This window comes from Azospirillum sp. SYSU D00513, assembly GCF_017356015.1.
Classification (GTDB): Bacteria; Pseudomonadota; Alphaproteobacteria; order Azospirillales; family Azospirillaceae; genus Azospirillum.
Genome location: NZ_JAFIQV010000041.1, coordinates 46,151 through 57,553 on the forward strand (window position 1 = coordinate 46,151; position 11,403 = coordinate 57,553).

Sequence of the window (11,403 nt, forward strand, 5' to 3'; positions counted from 1 at the left end):
CACGGCACCGTGAGTGCCCGGCGCGGGCGTGGCCTCGGCCGCGCCCGTGCTTTTTCGCCTTCGCACCTTCTTCAACATAGGGACATTCGGGAATGACGACCGGCCGCACTCTGCGCCTCGGCGAATCCGTGCTCGGCGGCGGGCTGGCCGCGCTGGGCCTCTTCATCGCCTACGAGACGATGAACACGCCGGGCGCCGGACGCGGCGTCGTCGGCCCCGCCCTGTTCCCCTACATGATCGCCGCCGGCCTCGTGCTGGTCGGGCTGTCGGTGCTGCGCGAGGCCTTCTCCGGCCACATCGCGCACGAGGCAGGCGTGGAACTCGACGCGCCGGCCGTGCTGGTGGCCAGCGCGGGGCTCGTGGCGCAGTTCCTGCTGATCGACCAGCTCGGCTGGATTCCCTCGGCGACGCTGCTGTTCATGGCGGTCGCGTGGGCCTTCGGCAACCGCAACCTGCTGGTCAACGCCCTGTTCGGGCTGGCGCTGTCGGGGGCGACCTTCCTCGTTTTCAATTACGCGCTCGACCTCGACCTGCCCATGGGCTCCCTCATCGAGGATCTCGTGGAGCCGGCCGACGAAGCGGCCGAATAAGCCAAGCCAAGAAAACCAAAGCCAAGAAACCGAAGAACACGAACGGGCCAGGACGGAAGGTTCAGAGACATGGAAACCCTCAGCGCACTCGGCCACGGCTTCACCGTGGCGCTGATGCCCTACAACCTGATGTGGGCGGCGGTCGGCGTCACGGTCGGCACGGCGGTCGGCGTCCTGCCCGGCATCGGCCCGGCGCTCACCGTGGCGCTGCTGTTGCCCGTGACCTACAATCTGGAGCCCACCTCCGCCTTCATCATGTTCGCCGGCATCTATTACGGCGCCATGTACGGCGGCTCCACCACCTCGATCCTGCTGAACGCGCCGGGCGAATCCGGCAGCATCGTCACGGCCATCGACGGCCACGCCATGGCCCGCCAGGGGCGCGGCGCGCAGGCGCTGGCGACGGCGGCCATCGGCTCCTTCGTGGCGGGGACCATCGGCACGGCGGCGCTGACCTTCGTGGCGCCGCTGATGGTGCAGGTGGCGCTGCTGTTCGGCCCGGCCGAGTATTTCGCGCTGATGGTGCTGGCGCTGACCACGGTCACCGCCGTGCTCGGCCAGTCGCTGGCGCGCGGCCTCGCCAGCCTCTTCCTCGGCCTGTCGCTCGGTCTGGTCGGCATCGACATGCAGACGGGACAGGCGCGGCTGACCTTCGGCATTCCCGAACTGCTGGACGGCATCGACGTGGTGGTGGTCGCGGTCGGCCTCTTCGCGGTCGGCGAAACCCTCTACGTCGCCGCCCGCCACCGCTTCGAGAAGGAGGAGATCTACGCGCTGAAGGGCTCCATCTGGATGAGCCGGGCCGACTGGGGCCGGTCCTGGAAGCCCTGGCTGCGCGGCACCTTCATCGGCTTCCCCTTCGGCACGCTGCCGTCCGGCGGCAGTGAGATCCCGACCTTCCTGTCATACCTGGTCGAGAAGCGCCTGGCCAAACATCCGGAGGAGTTCGGCAAGGGCGCCATCGAGGCGGTGGCCGGGCCGGAGGCCGCGAACAACGCGGCGGCGGCCGGCGTGCTGGCCCCGCTGCTGTCGCTCGGCCTGCCGACCTCGGCGACCGCCGCGATCATGCTGGCGGCCTTCCAGCAATACGGCCTGCAGCCCGGCCCGACGCTGTTCGACAGCAACCCGGAGCTGGTCTGGGGCATGATCGCCAGCCTCTATGTCGGCAACGTGCTGCTGCTGCTGCTGAACCTGCCGCTGGTGGGTCTGTGGGTGAAGCTGCTGGTGATCCCGCGCCCCTGGCTCTACGCCGGCATCCTGGTCTTCGCCACGCTCGGCGCCTACACGCTGAACAACAACGTGGTGGATCTCGTCATCCTCTGGGTCATCGGGCTGGTCGGCTTCGGCATGCGGGTGCTGGACGTGCCGGTGGCGCCCTGCGTGGTCGGGCTGATCCTGGGGCCGCTGGCCGAGCAGCAGTTCCGCCGCGCGCTGGCGATCAGCCAGGGCGACGCCAGCGTCTTCCTGACCCACCCGATCTCGGCCGGGCTGCTGATCGTCGCCCTGCTGCTGGTGCTCGGTCCGATGCTGCTGCGCCGCCGCAAGGGTGCCGCGGGGGCCTGACCGGGTCCCGCGGCCGAGGGAGGGCGGCCCCATGCGCATTCTGGTCGTCGAGGACACCGAGGATCTGGCCGACGCCATCGTCCACCGCCTGCGCAAGCTCGGCTACGCGGTGGACTGGGCGGCGGACGGCAACGAGGCGGAGGAGCTGCTGCGCCAGGAGGCATACCAGCTCGTCCTGCTCGACATCATGCTGCCGGGCATGGACGGGCAGGCGCTGCTCGCCCGGGTTCGACGGAGGCGCGACGCGACCCCGGTGCTGGTGATGACCGCGCGGTCGGAGGTGGACGTGAAGATCGACCTGCTCGACCTCGGCGCCGACGACTTCATCGTGAAGCCCTTCGACCTGCGCGAGCTGGAGGCGCGCTGCCGGGCGCTGCTGCGCCGGTCGCACGGGCTGTCGGCCTCCAAGGCGCAGTTCGGGAACTTGACCTTCGACGCCGCCGCCAAGAAGGTGGAGGTGGAGGGCCGGCCGGTCGAGGTCGGCGGCCGCGAGTTCCGGCTGCTGGAGCTGTTTCTCAGCAACCTCAACACGGTGATGTCGAAGGAGGACCTGATGGACCGGCTGTTCAGCCTGGACCAGCCGACCGCGCTCAACGCCATCGAGCTGTACGTGTCGCGCCTGCGCCGCAAGCTGGACGGCGCCTCGCTGGAGATCCGCACCGTGCGCGGCCTGGGCTATGTGGCGGAAATCCGCACCCCCGGCTGAGGCCTATTCGCTCGGCCGGCGGCTGTTCGTCCGGCTGCTCGGCGCGCTGCTGGTGCTGGCGGGCGGGCTGTTCCTGTTCGTGAACGCCTACGCGCAGCGCGCGGCCGACAGCGCCTTCGACCGGCTTCTCCTCGCCTCCGCCCTGTCGATCGCCGACTCCGTGCGCATCCAGGAGGGGCGCTTCTCGGTCGACCTGCCCTATTCCTCGCTCGCCATGCTGGCCCAGGCGCGCCGCGACCGTATCTTCTACCGGATCACCGCGCCGGACGGGGCGGCCATCACCGGCTATCCCGACCTGCCCTCGGCCGGCGGCGACACCGGGAGCGTGCCGCGCTTCGAGAACGCCAGCTACCGGGGCATGCCGCTGCGCGTCGCGACGCTCGACCGCTTCGTGGCCCAGCCGGGGCTGGCCGGCTGGGTCAGCATCACGGTCGCCCAGACGGGGGAGGAGCGCACCGCCCTCGCCCACGACGTGCTCGCCAACGCCTTCCTGCCCATCGCCTTCGCCGTGCTGGCCGCCGCCGGGCTGATCTGGCTCGGCATCCGGCAGGCGCTGGCGCCGCTCGGCGCGCTGGAGCGGATGATCCGCGAGCGCCAGGTGCAGGACCTCTCCCCCATCGCCATGCCGCCGCCGCAGGAGGTCTCGCAGCTCGTCCACGCCATCAACCAGCTCATGCTGCGGCTGAAGGGCAACCTGGACACGATGCAGACCTTCCTGGCCGACGCCGCCCACCAGATCCGCACCCCGCTCGCCAGCCTGCGCCTCCAGGCCCAGCTGGCGATGGATGAGGACGACCCGGAGGCCCTGCGCCGCATCGCGGGCCGCGTCCACCGCAACGCCGTGGAGGTGAGCCAGCTCACCAGCCAGCTCCTCAATCACGCCATGGTGGTGCACCGCCGCGAATCCCTGCGGCCGGAACCGCTCGACCTCGGCGCGCTGCTGGAGCAGGTGGTGCAGCGCGCCCGCGCGGTGGCCGAGGACACGCCGATCCGGCTGGAGATCGACCCGGCGCTGGAGCCGGCCATGGTGCCCGGCGACCCGATCAGCCTGCGCGAGGCCCTGACCAACCTCGTGGACAACGCGATCAAGTACGCGGGCGAACATGCGGGCGGGGGGGGCCCCATCGACGTGTCGCTCGGCGCGTCCGCCGCCGGATCCCTGCGCGTCGAGGTGGCCGACCGCGGCCCCGGCATTCCGGACGATGAGAAGCCGGCCGTGCTGGAACGCTTCGGCCGGGGCCGCTCGGCCGCGTCGGTCGCCGGCAGCGGCCTCGGCCTCGCCATCGTCAAGGCGGTGGCGGAGGCGCATGGCGCCACGTTGAGCCTGCACGACCGCCCCGGCGGCGGCCTGATCGCCCGCATGGACTTCCCCGTGGCGGCCGCGGCCCGGCCGGCGGCGGCACCGGCCCACCCCGCCCTGCCGCCCCTGATGGGCGTGGCGCTGCTCCTGGCCGCCCTGCTCGGCCCCTGGCCCGCCGGGGCGGAACCGCTGCTGAGCTACCCGGCGCCGGGCGCGCCGACGGAACGGCTGCTGATCCATTCCGCCACCGACCGGCTGGTGATCGAGCCGCTGATCCTGGATTTCCAGCGGACCCACCCGGACGTCGCGGTCGATTACCTGAATCTCGGCACCGCCGAACTCTACGCCGGCGCGGTGGAGCGCGGCGACCGGGCAGCCGGTCCCGGTGCCGCCACGGGCGGGCCGGACCTGCTCATCAGCTCGGCCGCCGACCTCCAGGTGAAGCTGGTCAACGACGGCTACACGCGGCCCCACATCTCCGAACTGACGCTCGCCCTGCCGGAATGGGCGAACTGGCGGGACGAGGCCTTCGGCTTCACCTTCGAGCCGTCGGTGATCGCCTACAACCGCGACCTCCTGCCGGAACAGGACGTCCCCCGCACCCGCGAGGACCTGATCCGCCTGCTGGAGGGGAATCCCGACCGCTTCCGCGGGCGCATCGGCAGCTACGACATCGCCGACAGCGGCATCGGCTATCTCTTCGCCGCGCACGATTCCATCCTGTTCGGCCAGTTCTGGCAGCTCGTGGAGGCGATGGGCCGGGCCGATGTGCGGCTGGCCTGCTGCACGGGGGAAATCCTGGACGGCATCGAGCGGGGCGAGCTGCTGATCGGCTACAACATGCTGGGATCCTACGCCCAGGCGCGGGCGAACGCGGGTGCGCCCATCGGCATCCTGCTGCCCCAGGACTACACCCAGGTGATCTCGCGCGTCGCCGTCATCCCGCGCACCGCGCCGAACCCCGGTCTGGCCGGGCAGTTCATCGATTACCTGCTGTCCCGGCGCGGGCAGGAGGTCATCGCCGGCCGCTCGGCCCTCTTCGCCATCTCCGCCGAGGTGATGAGCGAATCCTCCGCTATCCAGCTCCGCGCGACGGCCCCCGGCCCCTTGCAGCCGGTGACGCTCAGCCCGGCCCTGCTGGTCTTCCTGGACCAGCTGAAGCGCCAGCGCTTCCTGCAGCGCTGGCAGGCGGCCCTTCAGCCCTGACCCTCGCCCGGCGTTTCGCCCGGCGTCTCGCGCAGGCCTGGCAGCGGGCCGGTCGTGTAGAGCGTCACGCGCAAGCCCCCGTTCGACACGGACCCGGCCGGCTGTTCGAAGGGCAGCCCGGTCGCCTTGGCGAGCGAGGGCTCGCTGGTCACCAGCCCGACCCGCCAGCCGGCGAAACGGGCCAGCAGCGTCTTCCCGAAGGCGCCGTAGAGGGGAACCAGCTCCTTCTTGTCGCCGAGCCGGCCGCCGTAGGGCGGGTTGACGATGACGAGGCCGGGCGGTCCCTCCGGCGGGGTGAGGTCGCTGATCGCCTGCTGCTTGAACTCCGTCCAGGCGGCGACACCCGCGCGCTCCGCGTTGGCGCGGCTCATGGTGACCGCACCGCCATCGCGGTCGCTGCCGTGGAAGCGGACAGCCGGCGCCACGGCGTGGCCCGCCCCGCGCAGGGCCGCCCAAGCCGCCGCGTCGAAGCTCGCGAGCCGTTCGAAGGCGAAGCCGCGCGACCGGCCGGGCTGGAGGCCGGCGGCGATCTCCGCCGCCTCGATGACGAAGGTGCCCGACCCGCACATGGGATCGACCACGGGTTCGGTGCCCGTGTAGCCGGCTTGGCGCAGGAAGAGGGAAGCCAGCGTCTCGCGCAGCGGCGCCTTGTGGATGGCGTCCTTGTGGCCGCGCTTGTGCAGGGATTCGCCCGACGTGTCGATGCTGATGGTGCAGAGGTCGTCGTCGATGCGCGCCTTGACCACGACCTCGGCCTCGGCGGAGACCGGCGCGCCGGTGGCCTCGGCGATTGCACGCTCGATCCGCTGCGCCGCCGCCCCCGCGTGGTAGATGCGCGACGCCTTGCAGGAAGCCTCGACGCGGAAGGGCGTGTCGGCGCGCAGGATCTCGCTCCAGGCCACGCGGCGCGCCCGCTTGTCGAGCTGCGCCAAATGCAGGGCGCGGAATTCGGCGACGCGCGCCAGCACGCGCGTGGCGCCCCGCAGCTCCAGGTTCGCCCGCCAGACCTCCGGCCAGCCGCCCTTGACCGTGACGCCGCCCTTGATGGTCGCGGGCTCGCGGAAGCCCTTCTCCCGCACCTCGGCGCCGAGCGCGGATTCCAGGCCGGGGGCGGTGACGATGAAGATCTCGAATTCGGCGTCGGTGTTCATCGCGCCTACATATCCCGAAGCCACGCCTCCTTCGACATCTTTCTCGCGGCATGGTCCCCCGCTTTGCCGGGTTGGCGGGCGGGCGCGTCTGTGGTCAGACTGCGGAAAATCATCGACTGGAGGCTGACATGATCCTGTTCATCACCGGGGCCACCGCCGGATTCGGCGCGGCCATCGCGCGCCGCTTCGTCGCCGAGGGGCACAAGGTCGTCGTGACCGGCCGGCGCGCCGACCGGCTGGACGCGCTGGTGGCCGAGCTGGGTGCGGCCGCCCACGGGCTGGTCTTCGACGTACGCGACCAGGCCGCCGTGGAGGCCGCCGTCGCCGCCCTGCCCGCGGCCTTCGCGGAGGTGGACGTGCTTGTCAACAACGCCGGTCTGGCGCTCGGCCTCGACCCCGCGCACAAGGCCTCGCTCGACGACTGGAACGTGATGGTGGACACCAACGTGAAGGGCCTGATGTACGTCACCCGCGCCCTGCTGCCGGGCATGGTGGCGCGCGGGCGCGGCCATGTCGTGAACATGGGCTCGGTCGCCGCCAACTGGCCCTACCCCGGCGGCAACGTCTATGGCGCCACCAAGGCCTTCGTGCGCCAGTTCAGCCTGAACCTGCGGGCCGACCTGCTGGGCACGCCGGTGCGCGTCACCGACATCGAGCCCGGCCTGGTCGGCGGCACCGAATTCTCCGCCGTGCGCTTCAAGGGCGACGGCGACCGGGCCGCCAACCCCTACAAGGGCACCACGCCGCTGACGCCGGAGGACGTGGCCGAGGCCGTTCGCTGGGTCGCCACCCTGCCCCCGCACGTGAACATCAACACGCTGGAGATGATGCCCGTCTGCCAGACCTTCGGCCCGCTGTCGATCGACCGCAAGCCGGGCTGAAACCGGGCCATCGGAGAATTCTCAGCGGAAATGCATTTTCCCCTTTGACAGGACCGCGCCGGCTTGCTACTTACGCGGCCCGCCGGCAACGTTGGCAACGACGAAAACCGGCGCGGATGCGGGCGTAGCTCAGGGGTAGAGCACAACCTTGCCAAGGTTGGGGTCGAGGGTTCGAATCCCTTCGCCCGCTCCAGTCACGGTAGCGGTATCAGGTCGGGGCCATAGCTCAGCTGGGAGAGCGCCTCGTTCGCAATGAGGAGGTCAGGAGTTCGATCCTCCTTGGCTCCACCAACCTGATGCGCCGCACATGCCGTTTGGGGGATCGTCTAGCGGTAGGACTCCAGACTCTGACTCTGGCTACCTAGGTTCGAATCCTAGTCCCCCAACCAACTCTTTTCCATTTGACCAGCGGTTCCAGAGCCAGCGGGAAACACCCCGCTCCGGCGGCATCGCGCCGATCCCTCAAGGATTGTGCGGAGCGTGCCGTGGACGGGCACTGGTGCCCGCCTCCCCTTCTTGTTTCTGGCGTTCAGACGGCAGCGCGGCCGCCGTCCTTCAAGACTCCTCGTAGCTGCGGACGAGGAGCGGCGTGGCGCGCTCCAAGTCCTTCATCGTGTACAGCGTGACCTCCAGGTCTCCCGTGCCGAAATGGCCGATGTTGCTGACGTCGCGGCTGAAGCCCGGTTCGAGCGTCACGGTCTTCGGATCGACCTTCAGGAACACCGTCACCTTGCCCGACTGCGGGTACACCTCGACGCACACGAAATTTTTGATGCGCTTGAAGGCGAAGTAGAACTGAAGCTGTTTGAACTGAACGTCGTCGCCAAGACCCATCAGGAACGCCTTCAGCGCCTCGTAGAGGTCCTTGATCGGCTGACTCGCCTGCGCGAGGCGATAGTCGATGAACTGCGACTGGTAGGGGTTCGCGGCGCTCGTCTTCGGCGACGGCGCCTTGGCCGGCGCGTCGGCGGGGTCGCCCGCCGGAGCCGGCGCGGCGGGCGACGCCGTGCCGGCCGTGGTGGTGGCCGTGGTGGCGTTGACCAGTTCCAGCAGCAGCAGGTCGTCGCCGCAGTGGCGGTAGCGGATCAGCTCGATGTTGCGGTTGATCTGCTTGACCGCGTGCTGGTCGTAGTTGGTGAAGTCGCCGGCGATGCACAGGAGGCGCGGCGCCGACCACTCCACCGCCTTGGCCGTGTCCGCTCCCAGCGTCTCCATGACCAGCCACTGGAACTCCTTACGGTGGTCGAGCAGCCAGTCGAGGTAGAAGAGCCCCTGGTTGATGACGTTCTCGTTGACCGCCCGCTTGTACTCGATGATGACCGGGCAGCCGTTCTCGTCGATGCCCAGCGTGTCGATGCGCCCGCCATGCGCCTTGCCCGTCACATACTCGCTGGCGAGAAAGCGCACGCCAAGCAGCGCTTCCAGGTTCTTCTCGAACAGCATCTGCAGCGACTTCTCGATGCTGGCCGATTTGGTCGGCAGCTCGGCGACGCCGGAGGGCGTGACGCGGAACACCTTGATGTCGGACATGAACCCAGTCTCCTCAGCCCGCCTTGCGCGCCCGCCCGCGCCGGGGCTTCTCCCCGCCCGCCGCGCGCTCGGCGCGGATGCGCTCCAGCAGCACCGAGGCCGGCTCGTCGTTCGGGTCCTGCGGTACCAGCTCGCCCCGGAAGGCTTTGGCGAGGATGGATTGGTCGAGAGTGGAGAGGCGCTCTATTGCAGTTCTTGCCACGACTTTCACTATCTCAAACCGCTCCAAATGGGACATCATTTGGCTCGCAATTCGACGCTGTTCCTCCTTTGAAGGGAGAGGCATTCTACATGAATTTACAACCCCAGCGCTGACGTGCGGCAAGTCTTTACCATCCTGAGTCCCATTTTGCTGCGAAATGATGTACTTGCGAAAAGCATGCGACCTTAAGAACAAATATAAATACTCAGGCTCCACATCATCAGAAACCTGAAATTTTCCGACTCGCTGAAGGAGTAGCGCCCCATCCCATTCAGGGCCCAGTTTCGCCACCTTGGCTTCTTTGCTTCCACTTGAATAAACTGGACGATCCATAGCCAAAACAATATCACCTTGCCTTAGAGAGAACCGTTTATATTGCTCTACATCTCCGGAATCCCAAAAATCTACCGACTCCTCAGATATCCATCCATTCCTGACATTAACTCCTTTCAGCAGACGAACACCTGATTTCTTAAATCCTTTGCTGCTAAACGCGTACCCGGCGAGCAGCGGCGCCACCTCTCCAAGAGATGCAAAGCGCCATTCTCTGGGTAAATGCTTTGTAGATGTCGCATTTGTAATTTCCAAAGATGGCGCATCGGGTGATGAAATAGCCACTTTATTCTCTACATGATCATCGCCAAACATGATCGAGAAAATGGATTGGCGGTAGCGGTCGATGAGCGCCGGCAGAGCGTCCAGCGACTCGCGCGCCCGGCGCGAACGCGCCGTCAGTGCCTCGATCTTCTCGACGATGCGGCGCTGTTCGTTAGACGGTGGGACAGGAATCCCAAAATCTGACAGCCTATCTGAACTTATACTTGCAACGGTCGTACCTGCCTTTGAGCACTGCTTCAGAATTGACTGCTTTTCCGCCACTAGGGCAAGACGCAAATATTCTGGGACGAGTCCTGAACTGGGCGTCAGGGCCTTCATGTCCTGATTAATTGTGACCGGCCGATTTGTCGTAGCAACAGGGAAAGAGTGAGCAAGAATGCCGCTTCGCGTGACCATGAGAACTGATCCGGCAGGGATCAAGTTACATGCAGAACCCTCTACGGCCGCCTCCGTGATGTAATCTTCAGCGTCATCGATAGTAGACCGTTTCATGTCCTTGGGGGACACCCAAGGAATACTGCCGTTTTCCCAATATTCAGGTTCTGCCTTGCTCGGCGTTCCGCCTCCGCGCCAAGTACCCAGGTCTCTGAGCTGGTGCTGAACCCAGCCCGCCGGCAATTCCCGCCCACTCATTCCGCCGCCTCCGATTTGGCGACATCCGCGTCCTCATCCGGACCCAGCATGTCCGCCAGCGCCTCCATCTCCTCCAGCGCAGTGCGCAGCGTGTCGATGATATCGGCGGCGATCACGTCGGGTTCAGGCAGCACCTCGTCAGCGCCTTCATCACGCAGCCACGAGATGTCCAGGTTGTCGCCGCGCGCGGCGATCTGCTCGCGGGTGAAGCGGCGGAAGCGGCCCTGCTCGCCCTCGTCGGTGCGCGGCGCCTTGCCCAGGGGATCAGCGCCGAAAACGGCCTCGAACTCGGCAAAGTGCTCGCGTGTCAGCGGACGGGTCTTGCCGAACTGCGGCATGTTGGAGCGCAGGTCGTAGACCCAGACGTCGCCTGTGTTGTTCTTGTCGGTGCGCCCCCGCGTGAAGAACAGGACGTTGGTCTTGACGCCCTGGCTGTAGAAGATGCCGGTGGGCAGGCGCAGGATGGTGTGCAGATCGCACTTGTCCATCAGGTCACGACGGATGTCACGGCCGGCGTTGTCCTCGAACAGCACGTTGTCGGGCAGCACGACCGCGGCACGCCCGCCGGGGTTCAGGCCCCGGTAGATGTGCTGGAGAAAGGCCAACTGCTTGTTGGAGGTCGGATAGGTGAAGTCGTCACGCGACGGCAGGCCGCCGCCCTTCTTTGTGCCGAAGGGCGGGTTGGTGAGGATCAGGTCGGCCTTGTGCATCCGCGTCCCCTGTTCCGACAGCGCGTCGCCGAGCTGCAGGTCGCCCGAGACGTCGTGGAGCATCAGGTTCATCAGGCCCAGCCGGTGGGCGTCCGGCACCAGCTCCATGCCGTAGAAGGCGTTGTGGCGCTGGAAGTACTGCTCGGACGCCGTCAGGTCCCACAGGTCGTTGGTCTGCGCCTTGACCCAGCGGTCGGCGGCGATCAGGAACCCGCCGGTGCCCGCGGGACTATCCGGAATTTCGTGCTCGGCGGGGGTATGCTGAGAACGGAAGGAGCCCCCGATGGCACGACGCAAAGAACCGATTATCCCC

General features: G+C 67.7%; 9 protein-coding genes and 3 tRNA genes. 8 read left to right on the plus strand and 4 right to left on the minus strand.

Annotation, left to right across the window (positions count from 1 at the left end; all coding sequences use genetic code 11):
- Positions 1-92 precede the first annotated feature (92 nt).
- The 4 genes from JUB11_RS25080 to JUB11_RS25095 all read left to right on the plus strand — a co-directional run bounded on the left by JUB11_RS25080 (position 93) and on the right by JUB11_RS25095 (position 5,365).
- Positions 93-590: a tripartite tricarboxylate transporter TctB family protein gene (locus tag JUB11_RS25080; protein WP_207461524.1), complete on the plus strand. Its 498-nt coding sequence runs from the start codon at positions 93-95 to the stop codon at positions 588-590.
- A 69-nt stretch (positions 591-659) separates the two neighbouring features.
- Entirely contained in the window at positions 660-2,153 is a 1,494-nt protein-coding gene (locus tag JUB11_RS25085; protein ID WP_207461525.1) for a tripartite tricarboxylate transporter permease, read from the plus strand.
- A gap of 31 nt (positions 2,154-2,184) precedes the next feature.
- Positions 2,185-2,859, plus strand: a complete 675-nt coding sequence (locus tag JUB11_RS25090) for a response regulator transcription factor (RefSeq protein WP_207461526.1) — start codon at positions 2,185-2,187, stop codon at positions 2,857-2,859.
- Positions 2,831-5,365: an extracellular solute-binding protein gene (locus tag JUB11_RS25095; protein WP_207461527.1), complete on the plus strand. Its 2,535-nt coding sequence runs from the start codon at positions 2,831-2,833 to the stop codon at positions 5,363-5,365. Before JUB11_RS25090 ends, JUB11_RS25095 begins: the two co-directional genes overlap by 29 nt.
- On the opposite strand, the gene JUB11_RS25100 is transcribed toward JUB11_RS25095, so the two are convergent.
- Positions 5,356-6,516, minus strand: coding sequence for a class I SAM-dependent RNA methyltransferase (locus tag JUB11_RS25100; protein ID WP_207461528.1), 1,161 nt, complete (start codon positions 6,514-6,516; stop codon positions 5,356-5,358). The genes JUB11_RS25095 and JUB11_RS25100 overlap by 10 nt on opposite strands.
- Before the next feature lie 128 nt (positions 6,517-6,644).
- On the opposite strand from JUB11_RS25100, the gene ydfG reads away from it, so the two are divergent.
- From ydfG to JUB11_RS25120, 4 genes are all read left to right on the plus strand, one after another.
- Entirely contained in the window at positions 6,645-7,397 is a 753-nt protein-coding gene (gene ydfG / locus JUB11_RS25105) for a bifunctional NADP-dependent 3-hydroxy acid dehydrogenase/3-hydroxypropionate dehydrogenase YdfG (protein WP_207461529.1), read from the plus strand.
- Positions 7,398-7,515: 118 nt separating this feature from the next.
- A tRNA-Gly gene (locus JUB11_RS25110) sits at positions 7,516-7,590 on the plus strand.
- A gap of 22 nt (positions 7,591-7,612) precedes the next feature.
- Positions 7,613-7,688 (plus strand) — tRNA-Ala (locus JUB11_RS25115).
- A gap of 24 nt (positions 7,689-7,712) precedes the next feature.
- Positions 7,713-7,786, plus strand: a tRNA-Gln gene (locus JUB11_RS25120).
- 166 nt (positions 7,787-7,952) lie between these two features.
- Here the strand turns inward: JUB11_RS25120 and JUB11_RS25125 are convergent.
- From JUB11_RS25125 to JUB11_RS25135, 3 genes are all read right to left on the minus strand, one after another.
- Positions 7,953-8,927, minus strand: a complete 975-nt coding sequence (locus JUB11_RS25125) for a DUF5655 domain-containing protein (protein WP_207461530.1) — start codon at positions 8,925-8,927, stop codon at positions 7,953-7,955.
- A gap of 13 nt (positions 8,928-8,940) precedes the next feature.
- The gene (locus tag JUB11_RS25130) at positions 8,941-10,380 is read right to left on the minus strand and encodes a restriction endonuclease subunit S (protein WP_207461531.1); all 1,440 of its coding nucleotides are present in this window, start codon (positions 10,378-10,380) and stop codon (positions 8,941-8,943) included.
- Positions 10,377-11,403 (minus strand): N-6 DNA methylase (locus JUB11_RS25135; protein WP_207461532.1); only part of this gene is annotated, 1,027 nt, incomplete at its 5' end. The genes JUB11_RS25130 and JUB11_RS25135, both read right to left, overlap by 4 nt.

Coding starts and splice junctions, on each gene's coding strand:
- JUB11_RS25090 (WP_207461526.1), top strand. CDS start 2,185: ATGCGCATTCTGGTCGTCGAGGACACCGAGGATCTGGCCGACGCCATC.
- JUB11_RS25095 (WP_207461527.1), top strand. CDS start 2,831: ATGTGGCGGAAATCCGCACCCCCGGCTGAGGCCTATTCGCTCGGCCGG.
- JUB11_RS25125 (WP_207461530.1), bottom strand. CDS start 8,927: ATGTCCGACATCAAGGTGTTCCGCGTCACGCCCTCCGGCGTCGCCGAG.
- ydfG (WP_207461529.1), top strand. CDS start 6,645: ATGATCCTGTTCATCACCGGGGCCACCGCCGGATTCGGCGCGGCCATC.
- JUB11_RS25080 (WP_207461524.1), top strand. CDS start 93: ATGACGACCGGCCGCACTCTGCGCCTCGGCGAATCCGTGCTCGGCGGC.
- JUB11_RS25085 (WP_207461525.1), top strand. CDS start 660: ATGGAAACCCTCAGCGCACTCGGCCACGGCTTCACCGTGGCGCTGATG.
- JUB11_RS25100 (WP_207461528.1), bottom strand. CDS start 6,516: ATGAACACCGACGCCGAATTCGAGATCTTCATCGTCACCGCCCCCGGC.
- JUB11_RS25130 (WP_207461531.1), bottom strand. CDS start 10,380: ATGAGTGGGCGGGAATTGCCGGCGGGCTGGGTTCAGCACCAGCTCAGA.